Here is a 25,322-nt window from a genome sequence, read left to right as displayed (position 1 = left end):
TGGAGCAGCGCACCGCCCGGCTTGTGTATCCCTGCCGGAGCCCTGGTGGCGCTGCGGATCACCATGCGACGCTGGCGGTAGTAGGGTTGACGGCCACAGACGGCCCAGCGCACCAAAAAGCCCCCACCACGCGGAGAACCCGCAGGTGGGGGCTTCTTCGGTCTGCTTACTTCTTCTTGCCCTGGTTCTTCACGGCCTCGATCGCGGCCTTCGCCGCGTCCGGGTCGAGGTAGGTGCCGCCCGGGTTCAGCGGGCGGAAGTCGGCGTCCAGCTCGTAGGAGAGCGGGATGCCGGTCGGGATGTTGAGGCCCGCGATGTCCGTGTCGGAGATGCCGTCGAGGTGCTTGACCAGGGCGCGCAGGCTGTTGCCGTGGGCGGCGACCAGGACGGTGCGGCCGGTCAGCAGGTCCGGGACGATGCCGTCGTACCAGTACGGCATCATGCGGACGACGACGTCCTTGAGGCACTCCGTGCGCGGGCGCAGCTCCGGCGGGATCGTCGCGTAGCGCGCGTCGGCGCTCTGCGAGAACTCCGTGCCGTCCTCCAGGGCCGGCGGCGGGGTGTCGTACGAACGGCGCCACAGCATGAACTGCTCCTCGCCGAACTCGGCGAGGGTCTGGGCCTTGTCCTTGCCCTGGAGGGCGCCGTAGTGGCGCTCGTTCAGGCGCCAGGAGCGGTGCACGGGGATCCAGTGGCGGTCGGCGGCCTCCAGCGAGAGCTGGGCGGTGCGGATCGCGCGCTTCTGGAGGGAGGTGTGCACGACATCGGGGAGCAGGCCGGCGTCCTTGAGCAGCTCACCGCCGCGGACCGCCTCCTTCTCGCCCTTCTCGGTGAGGTTGACGTCCACCCATCCGGTGAACAGGTTCTTCGCGTTCCATTCGCTCTCGCCGTGGCGGAGCAGGATCAGCTTGTACGGTGCGTCGGCCATGTGCCCGAGCGTAATCGAACCGGTGCGGCCTTCGCGCGTACGGTCACAGGGCGGACAGCACCGCGCGGCGGCCCTGGCGCGCGGTGCGGCGGACGGGGTGACGCGCAAAGGGGCGGGGGAGGCGCGGACGGGGTGACGTGCGGTGGGCGGGGAAGGCGCGTGCGGTGGGCGGGCGACGTTTGACGTGCGGCGTCAATTGAGTGGCGGTCGATGATTCCGCTTTCGTAATGTGCGGATGGCTTCGGGGCCGCTTACCCGCGGCGGTTCACTCCTCGGAGCGCGCCGCTCACGCGTGGGGCCGTCCACCGGAGCCCTCGCCCATGCCGTACGTCCCCGGGGGGAAGCCCTATGTCCGTCGCCGGTCTCAGAAAGGCGGCACACGAGACGGTCGCCGGGCTCCCCAGGGAGTTCTGGTGGCTGTGGACCAGCACGCTGGTCAACCGCCTCGGGGCCTTCGTCGCCACCTTCATGGCGCTGTACCTGACCATGGAGCGCGGCTACTCGGCCTCGTACGCGGGTCTGGTCGCCGCGCTGCACGGGCTCGGCGGGGTCGTCTCCTCGCTCGGGGCCGGTGTGATGACGGACCGCCTCGGCCGCCGGCCCACGATGCTGATCGCCCAGCTGTCGACCGCCGTGTCCGTGGCGGTGCTCGGTTTCATGGTCCACCCGGTCGCGATCGCGGGTGTGGCCTTCGTGGTCGGTATGGCCTCCAACGCGTCCCGTCCCGCCGTGCAGGCGATGATGGCCGACATCGTGCGCCCCGAGGACCGGGTGCGGGCCTTCTCGCTCAACTACTGGGCGATCAACCTGGGGTTCGCCGTCTCCTCGGCCGGTGCCGGGTTCATCGCCGAGTACAGCTACCTGGCCGGGTTCCTGGGGGAGGCCGCCATGACGCTGGCCTGCGCCGTCCTCGTCTTCATGAAGGTGCCGGAGTCCCGGCCCGAGGAGGCGGGGGCGCCGGCGGGCGCGGAGGCGGTGAAGGACGACGTGCGGCTGGGCACGGTGCTGCGCGACGGGCGGTTCATGGGGGTGGTGGGCCTGTCGTTCCTCGTCGCCCTGATCTTCCAGCAGGGGTACGTCGGACTGCCGGTGGCCATGGGGGCGGACGGGCTGTCCAGCTCCGACTTCGGTACGGCCATCGCCGTCAACGGGGTGCTGATCGTGGTGCTCCAGATCCCCGTCACCCGCTTCATCCAGCACCGCGACCCGCGCCGGCTGCTGATCATCTCGTCGGTGCTCGCGGGGTACGGCTTCGGGCTGACCGCCTTCGCCGGGTCGGTCGGCGTGTACGCGATGACCGTGTGCGTCTGGACCCTGGCCGAGGTGGTCAACGCCCCGACACAGACCGGCATCGTCGTCCAGCTCTCCCCGGCCCGCGGCCGGGGCCGCTACCAGGGCATGTACTCGATGTCCTGGTCGGCGGCGGCGCTGGTCGCCCCGCTGATGTCCGGCACGGTGATCGACCACTACGGTGCCGACTGGCTCTGGGGGACCTGCGCGGTGCTGGGTACGGCGGCGGCGCTCGGTTACTGGCTGCTGATGCGGAAGCTGCCGGAGCCGGAGAAGGCGCGGGCGGACGGACGGCTTCCCGTGGTCCCCGCACCGGAACCGGCGGCCCCGGCCCCGCCCGCGGCGGCGGCCGAGCGCGCGTAGGGCGGCGTACAGCGGGTCGCGTGTACGGAGCGGTTCGCGCGTACGGAGAGGGTCGCCCATACAGCGGGCCGCCGCGCAGAGCGGGCCGGCGGCCTGACGCGCGGGGAGGCCGCGGGGGTGCCCCGGGGGTCGCGTTCTCCCCGGGGCACCCCCGCGGTGGACCCGGATCAGCCGGAGCAGCCGCCGCACTGGCACGGGCCGCCGGACTGGCAGCCGCATCCGCAGCCCGAGCCGCAGCCGCAGGCCCCGAGCACGGTCGGGCGTACCACTTCGGTCAGGGTCTCCTGCTGCGGTCCGGTCATGGGGGAATCGGCCATGGTCCCTCCTCAGGGGGTACGACACGACTGCGTACGGCACCCGCCGTACGCGAGGGCACCGGGGCGTGCCCCGGCGTCCCCGACCCATTGCATGCCCATCCGGGCGGGCGCATCAACGGCGCACACGCGCTGGGACGCGTGTGCGATCGGGGAGGGCTGCGCCTTTACGCCCCCTCCACCGCCGTCGGCGTCTGGATCTCGTCGGCGTGCTCGCCCGTCACGAGGTAGACGACCCGCTTGGCGACCGACACGGCGTGGTCGGCGAAGCGCTCGTAGTAGCGGCCGAGCAGCGTCACGTCGACCGCCGTCTCGATGCCGTGCTTCCAGCGGTCGTCCATCAGGTGCTGGAACAGGGCGCGGTGCAGCAGGTCCATCTCGTCGTCGTCCTGCTCCAGCTGGAGCGCCAGGTCGACGTCCTTGGTGATGATCACCTCGGCGGCCTTCGCCATCAGCCGCTGGGCGAGCTGGCCCATCTCCAGGATGGTGGCGTGCAGGTCGCGCGGCACCGCCGAGGCCGGGAAACGCAGCCGGGCCAGCTTGGCGACGTGCTGGGCGAGGTCGCCCGAGCGCTCCAGGTCGGCGCTCATCCGCAGCGAGGTGACCACGATCCGCAGATCGGTGGCGACCGGCTGCTGGCGGGCCAGCAGGGCGATGGCCCTGGCCTCCAGGTCGTGCTGCAGGTCGTCGACCTTCTGGTCCGCGGCGATCACGCTCTCGGCGAGATGGAGATCGGCGTCCAGCATGGACGTCGTGGCCCGTCCGATCGCCGATCCGACGAGCCGGGCCATCTCGACCAGCCCTTCACCGATCGAATCGAGTTCCTCGTGGTAAGCGTCGCGCATGGAAGTCCCTCTCCAGATCCTTGGCCCGACCGGCGATCGGGGGCGGGCACATCGAGGCCGGGGTCTCGGGCCGGCCTCCACGCTGCCACGGTGCGGTTCGAACGCGTCGGGTTCCGGCCGCATAAGTGAACCGTCACTTTCCCCCTGGTGAACTCTGGGCGACGAGTGTTCGAGATGGCACTCCTATGGCTGGGAGAGTGTCCGCGCACCCGCATAACCTTGAAGCATGGACGTGAACGCGGCGGTCGCCGCAGCCGCTGCGATCGCCGGGTTGTGCACCGGCGTGATCGCCGTGCTGGCGTTCCGCTGGAGCGAGCGCGAGCAGAAGCGGCCGACGCGTACGTCCCTGCGGCCCGAGCGCGGTGCCCCCCTGCCCGCGGGGGTGGACACGGTCCTCTCCGTGCTCAGCTCCTCCGCGGTGGTGCTCGACGAGAGCGACAGCGTCGTCAAGGCCAGTTCCGCCGCCTACGCGCTGGGGCTGGTCAGGGGCGGGCGCCTGGCGGTCGAGCCGATGCTCAACATGGCCAGGGACACCCGGCGGGACGGCGAGATACGACAGGTGGAGCTGGATCTGCCCAGGCGCGGCACCGGACGCGGCGAGGCACTCGCCGTCTCCGCCCGGGTCGCCCCGCTCGGCTCCCGGCTGGTGCTGCTGCTCGTCGAGGACCTCACGGAGGCCCGCCGCATAGAAGCGGTACGCCGCGACTTCGTCGCCAACGTCAGCCATGAGCTCAAGACCCCGGTCGGCGCGCTGTCGCTGCTGTCCGAGGCCGTCATGGACGCCTCGGACGACCCGGAGGCGGTGGAGCGGTTCGCCGGACGCATGCAGATAGAGGCGACCCGGCTGACCAACCTCGTCCAGGAACTCATCGATCTCTCGCGGGTGCAGAACGACGACCCGCTGGAGGACGCGGAGCCCGTACGCGTGGACGAGCTCGTCGCCGAGGCGGTCGACCGGTGCCGGCAGCAGGCGGCGCACAAACAGATCACCATGGCCTCGGGCGGTGCCTCCGGGCTCTTCGTCTGGGGCAACCGCGGCCAGCTCGCGGCCGCGCTCGGCAACCTCGTGGAGAACGCCGTCAACTACAGTCCCGTCCGTACCCGGGTCGGTATCGCCGCCCGCCGGATGGCCGCACCCGGCGGGGACCTGATCGAGATAGCCGTGACCGACCAGGGCTTCGGCATCCCCGAGAAGGACCGCGAGCGGGTCTTCGAGCGGTTCTACCGTGTCGACCCCGCCCGCTCACGGGCCACCGGTGGCACCGGCCTCGGCCTCGCCATCGTCAAGCATGTGGCCGCCTCGCACGGCGGGGAGGTCACTGTGTGGAGCTCGGAGGGCCAGGGCTCCACCTTCACCCTGCGACTGCCCGAATCGGGCGTCGTACGGGGCCGCACCACCGGCGGACCGCTCATCTCCGACGGGGAATCCGTCGACGACGACGGCCCGTACGAGAACGACACCTTCGAACCGTTTCCTGCCCCGGAGGCTCTTCCGTGACCCGAGTGCTTGTCGTCGAGGATGAGGAATCCTTCAGCGACGCCCTGTCCTACATGCTTCGCAAGGAAGGCTTCGAGGTGGCCATCGCGGCCACCGGCCCCGACGGCCTCGACGAGTTCGAGCGCAACGGCGCGGACCTCGTCCTGCTCGACCTGATGCTGCCCGGCCTGCCCGGTACGGAGGTCTGCCGGCAGCTCCGCGTCCGGTCGAACGTACCGGTGATCATGGTCACCGCGAAGGACAGCGAGATCGACAAGGTGGTCGGCCTGGAAATAGGAGCCGACGACTATGTGACCAAGCCCTTCTCCTCGCGGGAGCTGGTGGCCCGTATCCGCGCGGTGCTGCGCCGCCGTGGAGAACCGGAGGAGGTCACGCCCGCGGCCCTGGAGGCGGGACCGGTCCGGATGGACGTGGACCGCCACGTCGTCACGGTCTCCGGCGGGAAGGTCGACCTGCCGCTGAAGGAGTTCGACCTGCTGGAGATGCTGCTGCGCAACGCGGGCCGGGTCCTGACCCGCATGCAGCTGATCGACCGGGTGTGGGGCGCTGACTACGTCGGCGACACGAAGACCCTCGACGTCCACGTCAAGCGCCTGCGCGCCAAGATCGAACCGGACCCGGGGGCGCCGCGGTACCTGGTGACGGTGCGGGGCCTGGGGTACAAGTTCGAGCCGTAGGCCGTAGGGCGTGAGCCACAGGCCACAGGCCACAGGCCGCGCAGCCCGTGGGACGGCGGCGCGGAGCGCGGTACGGCCGGGTGCCGCGGAGCACGTGACGCCGTGCGGGCCTGTGACGCCGTGCGAGAGGGGCGCCCCCACCGGGGGCGCCCCTCTCGCGCACGGTCATCCGGCGGCCGGGACGTCCTCCGCCGAGGCGTTCTCGCCGGTCTCCGTCTGCGTCGCGCCCTCGGCCCCGGTTCCCTCGGCCGACGCGTCCGGCGACGGGGAGCCGCTCGCCGACTGCGAGGGCGTCGGCTCCGGCGACGGGAGGGCGCTCGGGCCGAAGTCCTTGAAGAAGTGGGTCGCCGGGACGACCAGAGCGCCCAGGCTGACCTCGCCGGTCTCGCTGAAGGTGAAGGCGACGTTCTGGACGTTGCCGTCCTGTGTGGCCTCGCGCCCGTCCTCGATCACGGCGGAGGCGTTGCCCTCGCCGCCCAGGATGACCCGGCCGCCGGCCGGCACCACGACCGGGCCCCCGCCCTCGGCGGGCGTCAGCTTCACCGTGGTGTCGGTGCCCGGGAGGGTGATGGACTCCAGGGTCTCCTGCTTGGTGCCGTCGTTGAACAGCGTCGCGGCGATGACAGCCGGGCCCTCGGCCTCCCGCTCGGGCTGCGTGATGACGTTCACGTTCTGGACTTTGATCTGGTCGAGAGCGGTCGACGCGTTGTCGGGCCTGACCTTGAGCGTTGCCGCGTCGTTTCCGGCACCGCAGGCGGACAGCGAGACGATCGAGAACACGATGGCAGTGGCGGCGAGGGCGCCGTGTCGAAGGCTGCGGCTCACGGCGGCGGCAACTCCTTGAACGTTTCGGACAGCGGGCTTCGGACTCTGCGGACAGGAAGGCCGGGCGGCACAAAGCCGCCCCAAGTACGTGTCAGCGGGCCCAGGCTACCGAGCCGTTGTGCCGGGCCCGCACCCGACCCGCCCCTCGGGGCGATCTCTCGCGGAGCGAGTGGCCGGCGAAGGTTCCGGCAGCCGGTGGTCACACGCCGATTCACACCGTGTTCACATAACGCCCGTGATCGGAGCGTGATCACCGGGTGATCGATTTCCGGGCGGTGGCGCATTCCGTACGCATAATCGGCCCGAGGGCCGGACGGTGATCAATTCCAATGTCCTCGCGTGTTAAGGGCCGTACGAGTGACCGATCTCCGAACGGAGTACGGAAACTTCACCATCTGGAACCCGGCAAAACGGGATGTTTGGGTCCTTCTGAGTGACTTCCGGCCCGCGTGACGTACCCGTTTCGGGGGGCTCGCGCGCCCGCTCCGACCTGCGGATATCGCCTTCCGGGGGCCCTCCGCAGCACGTCCGTGTTGTTGTTGTCAAGCCCCGAGATATGCCCTGACCTGCGAAAACGCCATTCAGGAGAAGCGATTCTCGTGTTACTCTGGATAGCCACGGAAGGGGTACCTGTCACATGACGTTCAAGGTTGGCGACACCGTGGTCTATCCCCATCACGGGGCCGCGCTGATCGAGGCTATCGAAACTCGCCAGATCAAAGGCGTGGACAAGACCTACTTGGTGCTCAAGGTCGCCCAGGGCGACCTGACCGTTCGCGTACCGGCGGACAACGCGGAGTTCGTGGGCGTGCGCGACGTAGTCGGGCAGGACGGGCTGGACCGGGTCTTCGAGGTGCTGCGCGCACCCTATGCCGAGGAGCCGACGAACTGGTCCCGGCGTTACAAGGCAAATCTCGAGAAGCTCGCCTCCGGCGATGTCATCAAGGTCGCGGAAGTGGTGCGCGACCTGTGGCGCCGCGAGCGTGAGCGCGGACTCTCCGCAGGTGAGAAGCGCATGCTCGCCAAGGCCCGCCAGATCCTGGTGAGTGAGCTGGCTCTCGCGGAGAACACCAACGAGGACAAGGCCGAGGCCCTGCTCGACGAGGTTCTCGCGTCCTGAACCGGATCACGCCGGCTGTATGAATGTGCCGCGGTGCCCGCTGACCGACCGTCCCGTACGGTGAGTCGCCGGGCGCTGCGGCATGTCCGGATCCTTCGAACCCGTCCCCGTCCCCGTACGGCCCCCTCGACGTCCCGCCCGGGTCCCGCTCGCCCGGCCGGGGGTCACGGAAAGGGTCCCGGCCGAGTCGAGGCGTCGTGCCCGGCTCTCCCCCAACCTACGGTCGGGGGCACCCCCAGGGCCATACCCATGGCGGCCGGGGAAACAAACCTGCCGAAGCCTCGGAGTGCAATCGATGTCACCGACGCCCGACCGACCACGCTCGTTCCGTACCGCGGCGGTGATCCCCGCGGCCGGCCGCGGGGTCCGTCTCGGCCCCGGCGCGCCCAAGGCGCTGCGGGGGCTCGGCGGTACGCCCATGCTCATCCACGCCGTACGGGCGATGGCCGCCTCCCGCGCCGTCCGCCTGGTCGTCGTGGTCGCGCCCCCCGAGGGCGTGACGGAGGTCAAGAACCTCATCGACACCCACGCGCTGCCCGAGCGCACCGACTACCTCGTCGTCCCGGGCGGTGCCACCCGCCAGGAGTCCGTGGGGCTCGGCGTGGGCGCGCTGCCCGACGACATCTCCGTCGTACTGGTCCACGACGCCGCCCGGCCGCTGGTCCCCGTCGACACCGTGGACGCCGTCGTCGAGGCCGTGCGGGACGGGGCGCTCGCCGTGGTGCCCGCGCTGCCGCTCGCCGACACCGTCAAGGAGGTCGAGCCCGGCGCGAAGGGCGAGCAGGAGCCGGTCGTGGCCACCCCGGAGCGGGCCAGGCTGCGCGCGGTGCAGACCCCGCAGGGCTTCGACCGGGACACGCTCGCGCGGGCCCACGCCGAGGCGGCCCCCGACGGCGAGGGGGCGACGGACGACGCCGGGATGGTCGAGCGGCTCGGCGTGCCCGTGGTCGTCGTGCCCGGCCACGAGGAGGCTTTCAAGGTGACCCGGCCGCTGGACCTCGTCCTGGCCGAGGCCGTTCTCGCACGCCGGAGGGCGAACGATGGGTTCTGAGACGGTGCCGCAGCCCGCTCCCGTGATCCCGCTGACCGGCATCGGGACGGACATCCACGCCTTCGAGGAGGGCCGTGAACTCTGGTGCGCCGGGCTGCTCTGGGAGGGCGAGGGCCCCGGTCTGGCCGGGCACTCGGACGCCGACGTGGTCGCGCACGCCGCGTGCAACGCCCTGTTCTCGGCCGCCGGACTCGGTGATCTGGGGCAGCACTTCGGCACCGGGCGCCCGGAGTGGTCCGGTGCCTCCGGTGTCACCCTGCTCACCGAGGCGGCCCGGATCGTGCGGGCGGAGGGCTTCGCGATCGGCAATGTCGCCGTCCAGGTCATCGGCCTGCGGCCGAAGATCGGCAAGCGGCGCGAGGAGGCCCAGAAGGTGCTGTCCCAGGCGGTCGGCGCGCCCGTCTCGCTCTCCGCGGCCACCTCCGACGGCCTCGGGTTCACCGGGCGCGGAGAGGGGATCGCGGGTATCGCGACCGCCCTGGTGTACCGCACGGACTGACCTCCGGGGAGCCGCCGCGGCAGCCGCGGCGGCTCCCCGCTCCTTGTTGCGTATCACTTGCACGTACGCTGGTACGGCAGGTATCCGCAGGTGGCGTGCCGTACGGCCGCCGGGAGCGAGGGTGAGCGGCAGTGGTGAGTGCGACCGCCGGGGCGACGGCGACACGGGCGCGTGAGGCGTCGCCGGAGAAGGGCGGCGGGTACGTCCTCAAGACCGCCGCCGCCGAGGACGTCGGCGGTGCGCGGGCCGTGATGCTGGACACCGTCTACCACGACCTGCGGTCCGGCTACGTGCCCCGCTGGCACGCCGACATCATCGACCTGGAGGGCGCCTACCTGCGCCCCGGGCGCTGCACGCTGCTGGTCGTCCGGTACGGCGACGAGGTCGTGGCGACCGGAGCCGTCCGGGACCGGGGCCCGCAGTCGCCGCCCAACCCCCGCTGGATCGCCGACCGCTTCCCGTCCGGTTCCACCGCCCAGCTGTGCCGGATCTATGTGCGCCCCGAGCACCGCAGGCACGGGCTGGCGCGCCGGCTGGTGCGGGAGCTCGCGGCCTTCGCCGCCGGGGCGGGCGGCTACACCTCGCTCTACCTCCACACCGATCCGGCCGTGCCCGGCGCCGAGCCGTTCTGGCGGTCGATGGCGCGGGAGGTCTGCGACGAGCGGACCCTGCCGGGCGGCGGGCAGGGCATCATCCACTTCGAACTGCCCCTGCCCCTGCCGCCCGCGGGTGCCGCGTCCGCCGCGTCGCCCGGGGCCTGACCCCGAGGCCGGGGCCGGGCGCGCCGGCTCCCGGCCGTGCCGCGGGGTCCGGCCCGGCCCCGCCCGGTGAGGCCGGACCGCTCCGCAGGGCCCCCGCTATTCAGATGACAATCGTTTTCACATAGGGTTTCCGACATGTCTACGATCCGAAGCCGCCGGTCCCTGCCGGTGATAGCCGCCGCTCTGCTGCTCCCGCTCGCCGCCTGCTCCTCCCAGGACGGCCCGGCGGCGTCGGACGAGGGCGGGCGGCTGCGGGTCGTGATGGCCTTCCCGCCCGCCCAGGCCATGTCCCCCTACGGCGACGACGCGGTCACCCTCAGCCGGCTGGCCGTCGTCGAGGGCCTCACCACCCTCGACGGGAACGGCGCGCCGCAGCCCGCGCTCGCCACCTCCTGGAAGCGGGAGTCCGCCACCGCCTGGACGTTCGAACTGCGCGAGGCCGTCTTCCAGGACGGCACGAAGGTCGACGCCGAGGCCGTCGTCCGTTCGCTCACCGCCGCGGGCAAGGCGTCCCCGCTGCCCCGCGTCCTGTCCGACGTGAAGCTGACGGCCACGGCCCAGGACGCGGACACCGTACGGATCGTCACCGAGGAGGCCGACCCGCTGCTCCCGCAACGGCTCGCCAACCCCTCGTTGACGATCCTGTCCGCCGGCGCCTACGAGGGCGGCACGGTGGACCCCGCCGGGCACGCCACCGGCCCCTTCACCCTGACCGGCGTCAAGGGCGCGGTCGCGGCCACCCTGGAGCGCAACGCCGACTACTGGGGCGGCGCGGCGAAGTCCCCCGGCGTCGACGTCACCTTCGTCGCGGACGGCACCGCCCGCGCGAACGCGCTGCGGACGGGCGAGGTCGACGTCGCCGAGTACGTACCGATCGCCCAGGCGTCCCTGCTCGGCGACTCCTTCGTGCACGAGTTCCCGTCCGCCCGGACCAACGGGCTCTCCCTGAACACCGGGCGCGGTGTCTTCGCCGACCCGGCCATGCGCGCCGCCGCCCGTGAGGCCATCGACTCCGAGGCCCTGGCCGACGGCGTCTACGAAGGCCGCGCCGACACCTCGCAGGGCCTGCTCGGCCCCGGCGTCCCGTGGGCCGCGAAGGCCCGTACCGCCCCCACCGGCCGTGCGGAGGCGGCGGACGAGGAGCAGGTGGCGAAGACGGGGGAGATCGTCCTCGCCACCTACACCAACCGGCCCGAACTCCCCGAGGCCGCCTCGATCGTCCAGCAGCAGCTGACGGAACGCGGCTTCACGGTCAAGCAGGTCGTCCGCGACTACGCCCAGCTGGAGGCCGACGCGCTGGCCGGGAAGTACGACGCCTTCATCCAGGCCCGCAACACCCTCCTGGACACCGCCGACCCGGTCTCCTACCTCGCCTCGGACTTCACCTGCGACGGCAGTTTCAACATCTCCCAGCTCTGCGACCCGCGCGTCGACGCCGCCGTCGCGAAGGCCGCCTCGATCGCCGACACGGACCGGCGCCACACGGCCGAGATGGCCGCCGAGGCCGCCATCCTGGGCGCCGACGCCCTCGTACCGCTGGTCCACGAGCGCTTCGTCCAGGGGTACGACGGCGAGCGCGTCCAGGGCGTCGCGCTCGACCCGATGGAGCGCACCCTCATCACCGCCGACACCCGCATCGGCTGACGGATGCGCCACCTGGGGCGGCCGGCCGTCCTCGCCACCGTCCTCGCCGCCGTCGGGCTGCTGCCCTGGCTCACCCGGACCGACCCGGCTCTGACGATCCTGCACGCCCGCTACGCGGACCGGCCTCCCACCCCCGCCGTGCTCGACGCGATCCGTGCCGAGACCGGCCTGGACGGCGGGCCGCTGCGGGTGCTGGGCGACTGGGCGGGCGGGCTGCTCCACGGCGACCTCGGCCGGTCGTGGGTGTCGGGGCAGCCCGTCGCACCCGACGTGACCTCGGCGCTCGGGGTCTCGCTGACCCTGATGGGCGGCTCGCTCGCCGTCGCCCTGGTCCTGGCGTTCGCCCTGGCGGCCCCCACCCTGTGGCGGGGGGCGCGCCGCAGGCTCACCACCACCCGGGCCGGTGCCGTCGCCGCCGTCCTCGCCGCCCTGCCCGAGTTCCTCCTCGCCGCCGTCCTGGCCACCGTCCTCGCCGTGCAGCTGGGCTGGTTCCCGGCGCTCGGCTGGGGGCGGGCCGACCAGCTGGTGCTGCCCGCCCTCGCCATGGGCGTCCCGGCCGGCGCGCTGCTCGGGCGGCTGCTGGACGACGCCCTGCCCGCCGCCTTCGCCGAACCCTGGGCCCGCGCCGCCGCCGCGAGCGGTATGCCCCCGCGGCGGGTCGCGGGCCATGCCCTGCGCCGCAGCGCGCCCGCACTGCTGCCGCAGCTCGGCCTGGTCGTCGTCGGGCTGACCGGAGGCGCGGTCGCGGTGGAGACGCTGTACGCGATACCCGGGCTCGGCTCCACCGCGCTGGCCGCCGCCCTGGCCCAGGACCTGCCCGTCCTGCAGGCGTGTGTCCTGCTGCTGCTCCTGCTCGGGCTCGCCGCGTCCCTCGTCGCACGCGCCGGCTCCCGGCTGCTGCTCGGGCCGGTCCGCACCGCGCGCGCCCTGCCCGCGCTCGTCGCCCCGGTGCTGCCCGTGCGGCGGGCGGTCACCGTCGCGGCGGGCGGCCTGGCCGTGCTGCTGGCCGCCGTCACCGTCGTGGGGCTGCTCCGCGACCCGCTGGCCGTGGACGCCGCCGCCCGCCTCGCCTCCCCGTCGGCCGCGCATCCGCTGGGCACGGACTCGCTGGGCCGTGACGTGCTGGCCCGGCTCGGCCATGGCACGGCCCGGACCGTGCTGACCGCCGTCGCCGTCAGCGCCGTCACCCTCCTGCTGGGCCTGGTCGCCGGGGCGCTGCGTGCCGGTGCCCTGACGGAGACGGCCAACGCGCTGCCCGCCGTCCTGGCCGGCCTCGTCGTCGCGGGCGTCGCCGGGCCCGGACCCTGGGGTGCCGCGGCCGCCGTCGCCGCCGTCGCCTGGGCCCCGCTCGCCGCGCACACCTCCGCGCTGTACACCCAGGAGAAGGCCGCCCCGCACCTGGCCGCCTCGCTGGCGCTGGGCGCCGGCCGCGGCCATCTGCTCCGCCGCCACCTGCTGCCCGGTGTGGTGCCCCCGGTCGTACGCCACGCCGTACTGCGCGTCCCCGCCGTGGCGCTGGCCCTCGCCTCGCTCGGCTTCCTGGGCCTGGGGGCGCAGGCGCCCGCCCCGGAATGGGGGCGCATGCTCTCCGAGAACATGCCCTACGCGGAACGCGCCCCCTGGGCCGTCCTCGCCCCGGCCGCCGCCCTCGCCGTGCTCGGCGCCCTCGCGGTGCTCACCACGGCGTCCGTACGCGGCAGGCGGGGCGGGAGCGGCGGGCGGGGCAGGAGCGGCGGGCGGGGCGGGAGCGGCGGATGAGTCCGCAGCGGCGTACGGCGGCTCTCCGGCGCTCTGCCGGCGCGCCCCCGGCCCCACGGGAACTGAAGGCGTACCTGCGCCTGCTGGCCGGCACCCAGTTCGCCTTCAACACCGGTTTCTACGCGGTGCTGCCCTATCTGGCCGCCCACCTCGGCGACGGCCTCGGCATGGCGGGCTGGCTCGTCGGGCTGGTCCTCGGGCTGCGGACGTTCAGCCAGCAGGGCCTCTTCGTCGTCGGCGGGGCCCTCACCGACCGCTACGGCCCGCGTCCGGTGGTCCTGGCGGGCTGTGTGCTGCGCATCGCCGGGTTCTGCTGGCTCGCCCAGGCCACCGCCACCGCCGCCGTCGTCGGGGCGGTGCTCCTCATCGGGTTCGCCGCCGCGCTGTTCTCACCCGCCGTCGAGTCCGAGACCGCCCGGGCCGCCGTCACCCACGAGCGGGCGACCGGTGAACCGCGGGCGCGGGTGCTCGCCGTGTTCTCCGCCGCCGGACAGGCCGGGGCCTTCCTCGGGCCGCTGCTCGGCACCCTGCTGCTGTTCCTGGGCGGAGGTTTCCGGGCCGCCTGCCTCGCCGGGGCCGCCGTCTTCGTCCTCGTACTGGCCGGGCACGCCCGTCTGATGCCCCGCCGGCCGCGTACCGTACGGGAACGGCCGCGCGGCGGGCTCTTCCGGGACGTCCTCGCCAACCGGCCGTTCCTGGTCCTGTGCCTGGCGTACAGCACCTACCTCGTGTCCTACAACCAGCTCTATCTCGCGCTGCCCGCGGAGGTGGAGCGGGCGACCGGGTCGCAGAACGCGCTCGGCGGACTGTTCGCGCTCTCCTCGCTCCTGGTCGTCGCCGCCCAGCTGCCGCTCACCCGCTGGTCCGCCCACCGCGTCGCACCCCGCGCCGCGCTCACCGCCGGACTGGCCGTCGTCGCCGCGGGGTTCGCCGCGGTGCCGCTCACCCCGGGCGGGCCCGCCGGACTGCTGCCCGGCGCGGTCCTCGTGGTCCTGCTCACGCTCGGCCAGATGCTCCTGGTCCCGGCGGCCCGCGGTCTGGTGCCCGACCTGGTCCCGGGCCACCGGCTCGGTGTCGCGACCGGCGTGCTGTCCTCGCTCTCCGGGCTGGCGGTCCTGCTGGGCAGCGCGGCCACCGGCACCCTCCTCGGCGCGCCCCGGGGCGTCCTGTGGGCGGTGCTTGCCGCCGTTCCGCTCGCCGGGGCGGGGCTGGCGCTGTGCCTGCCGGGTGCCGGGCGCGCCCCGGTGCGGGAGCGGACCGGGGTCTGACCGCACCGCCCGCCGGCCGGACCGGCGGACGGCACGGTGCGCGGTCAGGCCGTCGCGGCGGGCCGGTACGGGCCGTCGAGGCCCACGGGCCGGTGCTCCAGCCCCGAGGACGCGATCCAGTCGAAGGGCCGGTAGACCGCGGGGCCCAGGCCCAGGCCCTCGGCGATCTGCTCGCGCAGCCGGTTCGACGCGAACGCGCCGATCACGTTCATCTGGGCGTCCCGGTAGTGGCGTTCCACCTCGTGCCCCTGGGTCACCCCGAACGCCCCGTGGATCTGCACCGCGCGGGCCGCCACCTCGACCGCCATCTCGGTGGCGTACACCTTGAGCATGCCGATGAGCTGCCGGGCCGGACGTCCGGCCATCCGCTCGGACGCCGCGCGGCGGGCGAGCACACGGGCGGCGTCGATCTGCGCGCGGGACTCGGCGAGCTGGGCCTGGACGCCCTCCATGTGGGCCAGCGGGCGGCCGGCCGAGACCCGTTCCCGGGCATGGCGGACCGAGGCCGCCAGCGCCGCCTCCGCCGTGGCTATGGCGGCCACGGACACCAGGAGCCAGCCCCAGGTCATCCCTTCGGCGAGTTCGTCGAACGGGACGGGGACGACGTCCCGCGCGTCGACTTCGACGTCGTCGAGGACGAGCCCTCCCCAGGGCATTCCCCGCAGACCCATGTGGGGTGTGCCGTAGCGGTGGACTCCGGGCCGGTGCAGGTCCACGAAGGCCAGGCACCAGTCGGGTCCGTCGTCGCCGGCCGGCCTCTGCCTGCGGGCCAGCGCCACGGCCAGGTCGGCCGTCGGGGCGTTGGTGATCCGGGACTTCTCCCCCCGGATCACGAACCCCCCGTCCGGGTCCCCGGCGGGACGCACCGTGGTGCGGTAGGTGGCGGCGTCGCTGCCCGCGGTGGGTTCGACGATGGCGAAGCACGCCGTCCGCTCACCGGAGAGCAGCGAGCGCAGGAGGCCCCCGTGGTGGCGGAGGTCGCCGTAGGTGGAGACGAGCTTGCCGCAGAGCAGCGCGGACACGGTCGCCGACCAGTAGGTGCCCGAGCAGGCGCGGGCCAGTGCCTCCATGGCGTCGATCTGGGCCGGCCCGTCCGCGCCGGTGCCGCCGGCCTCGGCCGGGTGGAAGAGCCGCAGATAGCCGCTGTCGACGATCTCGGCCCAGTTCTGCGGCGGGATGACGCCGGTGCTGTCCGTCTCGCCCGCGCGGGACGCCACACCCGGGAAACCCGGCACGGTCCGTCCGCGGTGTCCTTCGGTACGCATGTCGGTGACCACTCCTCATCCCTGGCCGAGCGCGAGCAGATGGGCGGCGACGACGGGCTGCAGCACCTCGGGGCCGCCGCCGGTCGCGGAGAAGAACAGGGCGTCGCGGTGGGTCCGTTCGATCAGACGGTCGCCGCGGGCCGTGAGCGGGCCCGCCAGACGTGCCGCGGTCACGGCGGCGTCCCGGGCGGCCGACGTCACGAAGAGGCGCGCGGCGGCGGCCTCCGGGAGGGAGGGCCGGCCACCGGCGTCGAACCGCGCGGCCGCCCGGCGCAGCAGCCCTTCGGCCAGTTCGCAGCGGGTGGCGAGGTCGGCCAGGGCGAACCGGGAGGTCTGGGAGTGGGTCAACGGGCTGCCGAACACGTCGCGTTCGCCCGCCGTCCGGATGGCGTCCCGGACCAGGGCGCGCATGACACCGAGCCAGGGGGCCCCGCAGAACACCCAGTCCAGGGCCGCCAGCAGGGGTTCGACTTCGCCCGGCGCGCCGCCGGGCGTCCCGAGGACCGCGTCCTTTGGCACCGGGCAGTCGTCCATGACCAGCCGGCTCCAGGCGCAGGTGCGCATGGCCGCCGGGCGTTCCTCACGGAGCCGCAGGCCGGGGGTGGACCGGTCCACGACGAACGCCGTCCGCCCCCCGTCCTCGTGGGCCGCGACGACCAGGAAGTGGTGGGCCCGCGGCCCGCCCGCCACGAGGCCCAGCTCGCCCGACAGCACCCAGCCCGGCTGGCCGGGGCCGCCGGGCCGTGCCCGCACCGCCGGGGTGCGCGCGGCGCCCTGCGTCTGGGTCAGGGACAGGGCTCCCGGCCACTCACCGGACGCCATGCGGGGCAGATAGCGTTCCCGCTGCTCCGGGGTGCCGAAGGCCCGTAACGGCACGACGGCCAGGACGGCGTGCGTGACCACCGCGAGCGTCAGGCCCGGGTCCCTGGAGCCCTCGGCGCACCCCTCCAGGAGGGCGAAGGCCTCACTCGCGGACAGCCCGTCACCGCCCAGTTCCACGGGGATCAGCGGCCCGGTGAGGCCCGGCCCCCGCGGTGCGCGTGTCAGCTCGGTGAACAGGTCCTCGTCCCAGCGGCGGCCGGCGTCCCGCTCGGCGGTCGACGGCCAGGCGACACGGCCGGCCAGCTCGCGGGCCCGGCCGGCGGTCGGCGGGTCCGCCGCCGGGTCCTTGGGGGCGTGGACGGGCGGGGTCGGTGAAAGCAGCATCGGCATTCCTCTTTCGGAGTTCTTGTCGGGCGGCAGGGTCTCCATGGAGCAGAAACGTTTCGTTGTCGAACCGGCGGACGGAACGGAACCGAGTTCCCCGGTGTGTGCGTCCGCATGAACCGTAGACGCGAATACCGAATGCCTGGGCGAAGGTCGTGAATTCTTTTCACGATGCGTGTGCAGGGCTTTCCTGAGTCAGGATCCATGACACGCCCTGACAGTGGCTGACCGTACTTTGACACGGACTTCATTGCGCCGGGGGGTCTCGGGCGAGCAGCATGTTCATCAGTTCTCCACACCGCTCCGCCGTCCCGGGACCGCCGTCGCGCAATTCATCGGCGCGGCGCCGGAAAAGGCCCCGGGCGGTGGGTGGAAACCAGCGCACCGTACACCGAAGGGAATGCAATGGAATCAGAGGAAGCGGGTGCCGCGGCCCCGCCCCTGCCCCGTATATCCGACGCCACCCTGCGGGACTCCGCGCACATGGCGGGCGTCGAATTCGGCCCCGAGGACGCCGCGGCGATCGCCACCCTGCTGGTCCGCACCGGCGTCGAACTGGTCGAGGTCGGCATGGTGTCCGGCCCCGGGTCGAAGGACGCCGGCCTGGTGCACGCCACCCACGAGGCCGTCGGCCCGCAGCGCAGCATGACCCTCGTCGTCGTACGGGACCGGCAGCAGGTCGCCCTGGCCCTCGACGAGGCCGAGCGGCTCGGCGTGCACCACGTCATGTACTCCATCCCCACCTCCGAACAGCACGCGGCCCTGAAGCTGGGGTCCCCGAGCCTCAAGCTGCTCCAGAGCCTCGTCCGCTCGGCGGTCTCGCAGGCCAAGGAGCGCGGCTTCCACGTCACCTTCAGCGGCGAGGACGGGGCCCGTACCCCGAGGGAGCGCCTGGTCCCGTACGTGACGACGGGTTTCGAGGCGGGGGCCGACCGCTTCCGCCTCGCGGAGACCGTCGCGTGCCTCTCGCCCTGGCAGATGGAGTCCGTGATCGCGGACCTCACGGCCATCGAGGGCTCCGAGATCGAGATCCACTCGCACAACATGCTGGGCATGGCCGTGGCCAACTCCCTGGCCGCCGTGCGCGCCGGGGCCCGGTGGGTCTCGGCGACCGTCGGCGGCATCGGTGAGCGGGGCGGCAACGCGCCCCTGGCCGAACTGCTCACCTCGCTGCGGGTGATCCACGGCGACACCCGCTTCGACCTGACCCACCTCACCGAGCTGTCCCGGATCGCCCTGCGGGGAGCCGGGTTCGGTGACGCCTTCCAGTCCGGCCCGACCACCCCGCACGCCTTCGCCTACGAACTGCCGGGCCAGCTCACCAGCCCGCAGGCGTACGAGACGCTGCCCGCCGAACTCGTCGGCAACGCGCGGGAGATGCGGGTACGGACCCGGATCACCCCGGCGCTCGTGCGGTGGGCGCTGACCGACTCGGGTGTCGACGTCGACACGGACGCCTTCACCGAGTGGCTCGTCGAGCGCCAGGAACGCGCCGGCGGCCCGCTGCTGGACCGCGACGCGGTGCGCAAGGCCGCCGTCGACTACCGCTCCCTCTGAACACCCTTCCCCACCGGACCCCCAGAGCTGCCCAGAACTGGAGTTGATCATGACCACCGCGACATTGAACGGTTCCTGCCCCGAGTGCGAGACCGGCCTCACCGTGCCGCCCGTCGTACCGGGCGAGACGCTCTCCTGCCCCGAGTGCATGCTGACCCTGCGGGTCGAGGACGTGACGGACGGCCGGTTGTCGCTGCGGATGGTCGCGGTGCAGCTGCGCGACTGGGGCCAGTGACATGGGCGGAGCAGTCGCCGTCGTCGCCGACCGGGTCGGCTGGGAGGAACGCCGGCTCATCGAGGCGGCACCCGGGTTCGGCCTGCGGGTCGACTGGGTCAACGACGAGTCCCTGTGCCTCGGCGGACCCGGCCCGTCCGCGGCCGACGGCTACGGGGCGCTGCTGGTACGCAGCCGCAGTTACACCCGCGGCGGACTGATCGCGGCCTACGCCGAGTCCGCCGGTGCCTTCGTCCTCAACTCCGCGACCGCCGTCCACACCTGTGAGAACAAGCTGGTGCTGCGGGCCGTGCTGCGTGAGGCGGGTGTCCCCGTGCCGGACTTCCGGCTCGTGCTGTCCCGCAGGGACTTCGAACAGGCCGTCGCCGGGCTCGGGGTGCCGCTGGTGCTCAAGCCGGTCTACGGCGGGATGGGCAAGCGCGTCACCCTGGTGCGCGACGCCGATCTCGCCCACTCCGTGTACGACTACGTCGAGGACCTGGGGCACGCCTTCGAGCAGGCGTGCCTGGCCGAGCCCTACCTGGGCGGCGGCTCGATCCGCTGCCTGGCCGTCGGGCACGAGATCGTCGCGGCCGCCGAGTTCGAGAGCGCGGGGGCCGACTGGCGCAGCAACGCGGCCCTGGGCAACCGGAGCCGTTCCCTGGCCCTCGATCCCGACATCCGGAAAGTGGTGAGCGGGGTCGTGGACAGTCTCGGCCCCGGCATCTACGGCATCGACCTCTTCAGGACCCCGGACGGCTTCGTCGTCAACGAGGTCAACCACGCCCCCGCCTGGCGCGGCGTGGCCTCGACGACCGACGCGGACATCACGACGGCGGTCCTCGGCTATGTGCAGGAGACACTCGGATGATACGTGTGGGCATTGTCGGAGCGTCCGGTCTCGCGGGCGGAGACCTCATCCGCCTGGTGCACCAGCACCCCGGCCTCCGGCTGACCTTTCTCGGCGGTGAGTCCAGCGCCGGCCGAAGACCGGCCGAACTGCACCCCGGCCTCCGGGTCGACCTCGGCCTGACCGTCGAACGGGCCGACGCCGACCGGATCGCCGAGCGCTGCGACGTGGTCCTGCTGGCCACGCCCGCCCCGGTGTCCGCCCGGCTCGCCGGGGAACTCGCCGACCGGGTCGCGTGCGTGATCGACCTGAGCGGAGCGTTCCGTATCCGCGGGCAGGAGCTGCACGAGCGGTGGTACCCCAAGGCGGAGCGTTCCGCCGGACTCGCCGACCGCTTCGTCTACGGCGTACCGGAACTCGTCGGTGACGCCCTGAAGGACGCGCCGCTGATCTCCGTACCCGGGTGCTACGCGACCGCCATCACCCTGGGGCTCGCCCCTCTCGTCCTCGGCCTCGGCCTGCACCTGCGGACCGTGCTCGTCGACGGGAAGAGCGGGTCCAGCGGGGGCGGCCTCCAGCTGCGCACCGCGGACCTGCACCCGCTGCGCAACGGTGCCATCGCCCCGTACGCGCCCACCGGGCACCGGCACGCCGCCGAGGTGGGGGACTTCCTGGAGCGGAGCAAACCGGGCACCGTCGGGTCGCTGACGATGTCCGCCTACGGTGTCTCGCACGTGCGCGGACTGCTCGCCAGCTGCTACGTGTTCACCGACGAGGAGCTCGACCTCCGCGAACTCCAGCGCGCCTACCTGCGGTTCTACCGGCCGCATCCCTTCGTGCGGGTCCGCCGCAGCGACGAGACGCTCATCCCCATGCCCGACCCCCAGGCGACGCTGGGCTCCAACTACTGCGACGTCACGGTCCTGCACGACCCGGACGGGGGACGCGTCGTCGTCCTCGCGGCGCTGGACAACCTGATCAAGGGCGCCGCGGGCCAGGCCGTCCAGGCCCTCAACATGAGGTTCGGGCTGCCCGAGGAGACGGGGCTGACGATGCAGCCGGTGATGCCGGTATGAGCGGACCGGCCGGAAAGACCGCCCCCGTCGTCGTCAAGCTGGGCGGCAGCTGCCTGGACGATCTCGACGGCACCTGGTGGGACGACCTCGCCCGGCACGGGCGGGACCGTCCGCTGGTCCTGGTGCACGGCTGGTCCAAACCGCTCAGGAACCTCGACGCCCGTTACCGGGAGCCTTCGGCGGTCCTGCGCGACCGGTACGGCAACCAGAGCCGGTGGACCACACCCGAGGTCATCGAGGACATCAAGACGGTCAGCGAGGCGCTGGGGCAGGACGTCATCCGGCGGCTGGCGGACCGCGGCATCACGGCCGAGCGGATCCTCGGGAGCGACGGCCTGGCCGGCGCGGGCGAGGGCGAACGCTGGTGGTGGCGGGAGCGGCAGCTCGTCGAGATGGAGAACCTCGTGGGCCCGATCACCTCGGTGGACCCGGGCGCGCTGAAGAACCTCGCACCCGGCCACGCCTGCCTGGTCACCCCGCTCGCCCGCAACGCGGCGGGCCAGGAGGTGAACACCGACGCCGACCGGGCGGCGGCGGCCCTCGCGGGCGCCGTCGGCGCACCCGACCTGGTCCTGGTCACCGACGTCGCCCACCTGCTGATCGACGACGAGCCGGTCCGCGCGGTCACGGCCGAGCAGGCCGCGGCCTTCCGCGACCGGGGCGCCACCGGCGGGATGCGCAAGAAGCTGCGGGCCGCCGACGAGGCGCTGGCGGCGGGCGTACGACGGGTCGTCCTCGGCAGCGCCCCCGTCACGGACCTGCTGGAAGGCCGTACCGGCACCGCCATCACGCGAAACGGAGAAGCGCCGTGACGAAACCCCGCGTACTCGTCGTCGACAACGGGACCCTCTCGCTCCCGCAGCTGCGCCGGCGGCTGGAGGACCTCGGGGCGGACACCGAGACCGTCGAAGCGGCGGAGGTGCCGGCGGGCACCGGCGGCCGCTACCAGGCGGTCGTCCTGAGCGGGACCAAGGTCCGCGCCTACGACCAGGCGTACTACAAGCCCCTCATCGACCTGGTCACCGGCACCGACGTCCCCGTCCTGGGGATCTGCGGCGGCATGCAGATCATCGCCCTCGCGGCCGGCGGGCGCATGGAGGAGGGGCCCCAGCGGGTCGGCGGCTACAAGGTGGAAGTGGACACGGCGGAACCGCTGTTCGCCCACGTCGGACCGACGGTGACGGTGTTCCACCGCCACACCCTCTACCTGCGCCAGGCGCCGCCCGGCTTCCGGTCGATCGGCCGCTCGGAGCACGCCCCCGTGGAGTTCCTGTGCTCCGACGACGGACGCGTCCACGGCTCGCAGGCGCACCTGGAGTTCCGCAAGGACGGTCTGGAGATCCTGCGCGGCTTCGCACAGCTGTACCAGTGAGCACGTCTGTACCAGTGAGCACGTCCCGTACCGACCGAACCCTCTCGATCCACGGACACAAGGACCTGGCATGAGCGCTCTGGAAGAACCGCAGGCACCCGCCCTCACCGTTCATCTGAACGGCAGCGGCGGGGACATCAAGGGCTGGGTGGTCGTCGACACGCTCGTCGACGGCCTGGCGATGGGCGGCACCCGGATGACCACCGGGGTCACCGAGGAGGAAGTCGCGGGCCTCGCCCGGGACATGACCGACAAGTTCACGCTCGCCGGGCTGCGCATCGGCGGAGCCAAGGCGGGGATCGTCGCGGACGGCGGCGACCGCCTGGAGACGTTCCGGACGTTCGGCCGTACGGTGAAGCCGCTGCTGCACGGCGGCATCCACCTCGGCATCGACATGGGTGTCACCCCCGCCGACCGGGCCGTCTTCTTCGAGGAGGCGAAGTACGACCCCCGCTACCGGCTGGGCGCCCCGGACATGCCGATCGACTGGCGGACGTACTACGAGCCGCTGATCGACGTCACCGGCCACGGTGTCGGGGTGGCGGCCGTCACGGCGTGGGAGGCGGGCCGGAACTCCGGGCCGGCCAGGGTCGTGGTGCAGGGCTTCGGCGCGGTCGGCCGGTCCGTCGCGCGGTTCCTGGAGGAACGCGGGCACACCGTCGTGGGCGTCGCCGACGTCGAGGGCACCATCAGCGCGGACCGGCTCCCCGTGGAGGGGCTGCTGGCGGCCACGGACGAGTTCGGCCGGATCGACCGGTCCCGGCTGCCGGCCGGCGTCACCCTGTCCGGCGAGCCGGACGCCTGGCTCGACGTGGACGCCGACGTGCTGGTCCTCGCCGCCCAGAAGTACGCGCTCACCGCCGAGAACACGCACCGGCTGCGTGCCGGGCTGGTCGTCGAGGGTGCCAACCTCGCGTCCAGCGCCGCCGCGAAGGAGAAGGTGGCCGCCTCGGGCGGGGTCCTGGTCCCGGGCGTGATCGCCAACATCGGCGGTGCGGCGTCGGCCGCGCTGGCCGTTACCCGGGTCGTCCCCTTCGGCCTGGAGGCCGCGGCGCGCAAGGCATGGGTCTTCGACTGGGTCGGCGACCGGGTGCGGCAGAACACCCGCGACCTGCTGGAGATCGCGGACGGCCGGGCCGGCGACCCGCTGCCGGAACTGCTGGGCGCCCGCCGGGGGGAGCGCCGATGACCGCGACGACCGAGGCGCCGGGGAGCGGGCAGGGCGCCCTGATCCCGAAGGAGCGCGCCGACGAGTACCGGCGGCGCGGCTGGTGGCGCGACGAGACCTTCCTGGACGACCTGCGGCGCCAGGCCCGGGAGCGGCCCCACAAGCTCGCCGTCGCGGGCCGCCGGATGCACGAGGCGCACACCGACACGCTGGACTACTCCGAACTCGCGCGGCTCACCGACCGGTTCGCCGTGGCCCTGCTCGAACTGGGCGTCGGGCGGGGGGACGTCGTGGCGGTACAGCTCCCCAACCGGTGGGAGATGGTGCCGCTGATGTTCGCCTGCATGCGCGCGGGCGCCGTCATCTGCCCCATCGCCCCGGTCTGCCGGGAGACCGACCTGCGCCACCGGCTGACCCTGACCGAGGCGAAGGTGTGCATCACCGTCGAGTCCTGGGAGGGCTACCCGCTCGCCAAGACACTGGTGGCCATGGCGGACGAACTGCCCGTCGAGCACGTCGTCGTGGTCGGCGGACACGCGCCGGACGGTGCCGTCGACTTCCACGGCCTCTTCATCGCCCCCCGCCGCGAGGAGTCGCGCGCGGTGGAGCTCGCCGACCGCGAGCTCGGGCCCGACGACCCGTTCGTCGTGCTGTTCACCTCCGGCACGACGGGCGACTCCAAGGGGGTGCTGCACAGCCAGAACACCGTCCACTCGGCCGTACGCGGATACGTGGACACCTTCCTGCTCCGCGACGACCTGGTCGCCGCCGTCACCACCCCCCTGATCCACTACTCCGGTTTCGGGCAGGGCATCCTGGCCGGTGTCATGCTCGGCGGCACGGTCGTCTTCCAGGACGAGCAGGACAACGCCAGCCTCCCCGACCTGATCCAGCGGTACGGGGCGACCCTGCTGTACGGGCCGCCCCCCACCCTCACGGCCGTGGCGGAGTCCCAGCGCGCCGACCCCCGGGACGTGTCGACCCTGCGCCACGTGGTCACCGGCGCGGCACCCGTCCTGCAACAGCTGGTCGACGAGTTACGGGCGACCCTCGGGGCCCAGACGTACTCGGTGTGGGGGATGTCGGAGTTCGGCCCCGTCACCATCACCCGGCTCGACTACAACCAGGACTGGGCGGCGCACAGCCACGGGCGGCCGATCGACTCCATGGAGATACGCATCGACGCCTGCCACAACCCGGGCCAGCGCGCCGAGGTGGGCCGGCTCCGGGTGCGCGGGGCGTCGAGGGCGCTCGGCTACCACCGGCGGATGGACTGCTTCGCCTCCGAACTGAACGCGGAGGGGTGGTTCGACACCGGCGACGTGGCCCGTGAGGACGGGCGGGGCGGCATCCGCCTGCTGGGGCGCGCCAAGGACGCCATCCTGCGCGACGGGATCGTGGTCCCCATGGCGGAGCTGGAGGCGATCATCTCCCGCCATCCCCGGGTCACCGAGGCCGCCATCGTCGGTCCCACCGGGAAGCTGGACGACCTCATCCTGGCCGTGGTCGTGCCCCGGGGCGGCGAACGGCCGACGCTGGAGGACGTCCGCTCCCACCTCACGGCGGCCGGCCAGCCCGAACGCTTCCTGCCCGACCGGCTGGAGACCGTCGAGGAACTGCCCAAGACCCTCACCGGCAAGATCCGCAAGGTCGAACTGCGGAACCGCTACGCCGTGGCGTGAGCCCGCGCCCCGCCCCCCCCACGCCCCCCACACACCCGCCCCCACGCCTCGCTCCCCGGGCCCGGGCCCCCACGCCCGGGCCCCCCGGCCC

24 protein-coding genes are annotated in these 25,322 nt (G+C 73.2%); 18 read left to right on the top strand and 6 right to left on the bottom strand.

The window, feature by feature from the left end:
- Positions 1 to 166: 166 nt before the first annotated feature.
- Positions 167 to 928 carry a phosphoglyceromutase gene (locus CP967_RS15220; protein WP_150488505.1) on the bottom strand — a complete coding sequence of 254 codons (762 nt, stop codon included), beginning with the start codon at positions 926 to 928 and terminating at the stop codon, positions 167 to 169.
- A 348-nt stretch (positions 929 to 1,276) separates the two neighbouring features.
- Between CP967_RS15220 and CP967_RS15215 the strand changes: the two genes are divergently transcribed.
- Positions 1,277 to 2,581 carry an MDR family MFS transporter gene (locus tag CP967_RS15215; protein ID WP_150488504.1) on the top strand — a complete coding sequence of 435 codons (1,305 nt, stop codon included), beginning with the start codon at positions 1,277 to 1,279 and terminating at the stop codon, positions 2,579 to 2,581.
- 167 nt (positions 2,582 to 2,748) lie between these two features.
- Here the strand turns inward: CP967_RS15215 and CP967_RS34000 are convergent, their stop codons facing one another.
- Complete coding sequence (locus CP967_RS34000) at positions 2,749 to 2,898, bottom strand: hypothetical protein (protein WP_167535384.1); 150 nt, start codon at positions 2,896 to 2,898, stop codon at positions 2,749 to 2,751.
- A 164-nt stretch (positions 2,899 to 3,062) separates the two neighbouring features.
- On the bottom strand, positions 3,063 to 3,740 hold the full coding sequence (gene phoU / locus CP967_RS15210; protein WP_150488503.1) for a phosphate signaling complex protein PhoU: 678 nt from the start codon (positions 3,738 to 3,740) through the stop codon (positions 3,063 to 3,065).
- 226 nt (positions 3,741 to 3,966) lie between these two features.
- Between phoU and phoR the strand changes: the two genes are divergently transcribed.
- Entirely contained in the window at positions 3,967 to 5,238 is a 1,272-nt protein-coding gene (gene phoR / locus CP967_RS15205; protein ID WP_150488502.1) for a two-component system sensor histidine kinase PhoR, read from the top strand.
- A 5-nt stretch (positions 5,239 to 5,243) separates the two neighbouring features.
- Positions 5,244 to 5,915 carry a two-component system response regulator PhoP gene (phoP, locus tag CP967_RS15200; protein WP_465269737.1) on the top strand — a complete coding sequence of 224 codons (672 nt, stop codon included), beginning with the start codon at positions 5,244 to 5,246 and terminating at the stop codon, positions 5,913 to 5,915.
- A 165-nt stretch (positions 5,916 to 6,080) separates the two neighbouring features.
- On the opposite strand, the gene CP967_RS15195 is transcribed toward phoP, so the two are convergent.
- On the bottom strand, positions 6,081 to 6,740 hold the full coding sequence (locus CP967_RS15195; protein WP_150488501.1) for a DUF461 domain-containing protein: 660 nt from the start codon (positions 6,738 to 6,740) through the stop codon (positions 6,081 to 6,083).
- Between the two features lie 637 nt (positions 6,741 to 7,377).
- Between CP967_RS15195 and CP967_RS15185 the strand changes: the two genes are divergently transcribed.
- From CP967_RS15185 to CP967_RS15155, 7 genes are all read left to right on the top strand, one after another.
- A complete protein-coding gene (locus tag CP967_RS15185; RefSeq protein WP_003953493.1) occupies positions 7,378 to 7,860 on the top strand; it encodes a CarD family transcriptional regulator in 483 nt (160 codons plus the stop codon).
- 295 nt (positions 7,861 to 8,155) lie between these two features.
- The gene (gene ispD / locus CP967_RS15180; RefSeq protein ID WP_150488500.1) at positions 8,156 to 8,911 is read left to right on the top strand and encodes a 2-C-methyl-D-erythritol 4-phosphate cytidylyltransferase; all 756 of its coding nucleotides are present in this window, start codon (positions 8,156 to 8,158) and stop codon (positions 8,909 to 8,911) included.
- Positions 8,901 to 9,410: a 2-C-methyl-D-erythritol 2,4-cyclodiphosphate synthase gene (ispF, locus tag CP967_RS15175; RefSeq protein WP_150488499.1), complete on the top strand. Its 510-nt coding sequence runs from the start codon at positions 8,901 to 8,903 to the stop codon at positions 9,408 to 9,410. Before ispD ends, ispF begins: the two co-directional genes overlap by 11 nt.
- 131 nt (positions 9,411 to 9,541) lie before the next feature.
- Entirely contained in the window at positions 9,542 to 10,171 is a 630-nt protein-coding gene (locus tag CP967_RS15170) for a GNAT family N-acetyltransferase (RefSeq protein WP_150488498.1), read from the top strand.
- 135 nt (positions 10,172 to 10,306) lie between these two features.
- Positions 10,307 to 11,815, top strand: a complete 1,509-nt coding sequence (locus CP967_RS15165) for an ABC transporter substrate-binding protein (protein ID WP_150488497.1) — start codon at positions 10,307 to 10,309, stop codon at positions 11,813 to 11,815.
- Positions 11,816 to 11,818: 3 nt separating this feature from the next.
- Complete coding sequence (locus tag CP967_RS15160) at positions 11,819 to 13,573, top strand: ABC transporter permease subunit (RefSeq protein ID WP_150488496.1); 1,755 nt, start codon at positions 11,819 to 11,821, stop codon at positions 13,571 to 13,573.
- A complete protein-coding gene (locus CP967_RS15155; RefSeq protein ID WP_150488495.1) occupies positions 13,570 to 14,841 on the top strand; it encodes an MFS transporter in 1,272 nt (423 codons plus the stop codon). Before CP967_RS15160 ends, CP967_RS15155 begins: the two co-directional genes overlap by 4 nt.
- A gap of 44 nt (positions 14,842 to 14,885) precedes the next feature.
- Here CP967_RS15155 and CP967_RS15150 read toward each other — a convergent pair whose 3' ends face one another.
- Both CP967_RS15150 and CP967_RS15145 read right to left on the bottom strand, forming a co-directional pair.
- Positions 14,886 to 16,106, bottom strand: a complete 1,221-nt coding sequence (locus CP967_RS15150; protein ID WP_150488494.1) for an acyl-CoA dehydrogenase family protein — start codon at positions 16,104 to 16,106, stop codon at positions 14,886 to 14,888.
- A 15-nt stretch (positions 16,107 to 16,121) separates the two neighbouring features.
- Positions 16,122 to 17,312: an acyl-CoA dehydrogenase family protein gene (locus CP967_RS15145; RefSeq protein WP_167535383.1), complete on the bottom strand. Its 1,191-nt coding sequence runs from the start codon at positions 17,310 to 17,312 to the stop codon at positions 16,122 to 16,124.
- Between the two features lie 405 nt (positions 17,313 to 17,717).
- On the opposite strand from CP967_RS15145, the gene CP967_RS15140 reads away from it, so the two are divergent.
- The 8 genes from CP967_RS15140 to CP967_RS15105 all read left to right on the top strand — a co-directional run bounded on the left by CP967_RS15140 (position 17,718) and on the right by CP967_RS15105 (position 25,231).
- Complete coding sequence (locus CP967_RS15140; protein ID WP_150488492.1) at positions 17,718 to 18,869, top strand: isopropylmalate synthase; 1,152 nt, start codon at positions 17,718 to 17,720, stop codon at positions 18,867 to 18,869.
- Between the two features lie 49 nt (positions 18,870 to 18,918).
- The gene (locus CP967_RS15135; RefSeq protein WP_150488491.1) at positions 18,919 to 19,104 is read left to right on the top strand and encodes a lysine biosynthesis protein LysW; all 186 of its coding nucleotides are present in this window, start codon (positions 18,919 to 18,921) and stop codon (positions 19,102 to 19,104) included.
- 1 nt (position 19,105) lies between these two features.
- A complete protein-coding gene (locus CP967_RS15130) occupies positions 19,106 to 19,954 on the top strand; it encodes an ATP-grasp domain-containing protein (protein ID WP_150488490.1) in 849 nt (282 codons plus the stop codon).
- Positions 19,951 to 21,009, top strand: coding sequence for an N-acetyl-gamma-glutamyl-phosphate reductase (argC, locus tag CP967_RS15125; protein WP_150488489.1), 1,059 nt, complete (start codon positions 19,951 to 19,953; stop codon positions 21,007 to 21,009). Before CP967_RS15130 ends, argC begins: the two co-directional genes overlap by 4 nt.
- On the top strand, positions 21,006 to 21,821 hold the full coding sequence (locus CP967_RS15120; RefSeq protein WP_150488488.1) for an amino acid kinase family protein: 816 nt from the start codon (positions 21,006 to 21,008) through the stop codon (positions 21,819 to 21,821). Before argC ends, CP967_RS15120 begins: the two co-directional genes overlap by 4 nt.
- Positions 21,818 to 22,381 (top strand): type 1 glutamine amidotransferase, encoded by a 564-nt coding sequence (locus CP967_RS15115; protein ID WP_150488487.1) that lies wholly within the window; start codon positions 21,818 to 21,820, stop codon positions 22,379 to 22,381. Before CP967_RS15120 ends, CP967_RS15115 begins: the two co-directional genes overlap by 4 nt.
- Positions 22,382 to 22,451: 70 nt before the next feature.
- The gene (locus tag CP967_RS15110; protein ID WP_150488486.1) at positions 22,452 to 23,570 is read left to right on the top strand and encodes a Glu/Leu/Phe/Val dehydrogenase dimerization domain-containing protein; all 1,119 of its coding nucleotides are present in this window, start codon (positions 22,452 to 22,454) and stop codon (positions 23,568 to 23,570) included.
- Complete coding sequence (locus CP967_RS15105) at positions 23,567 to 25,231, top strand: AMP-binding protein (RefSeq protein WP_150488485.1); 1,665 nt, start codon at positions 23,567 to 23,569, stop codon at positions 25,229 to 25,231. The genes CP967_RS15110 and CP967_RS15105 overlap by 4 nt, the downstream gene beginning before the upstream one ends.
- The last annotated feature ends 91 nt before the right edge of the window (positions 25,232 to 25,322 follow it).

Origin of the sequence: Streptomyces nitrosporeus (assembly GCF_008704555.1) — a bacterium.
Lineage (GTDB): Bacteria > Actinomycetota > Actinomycetes > Streptomycetales > Streptomycetaceae > Streptomyces > Streptomyces nitrosporeus.
Note: the sequence above shows the minus strand (reverse complement) of the source record. Positions and strands in the feature narration are given on the sequence as shown.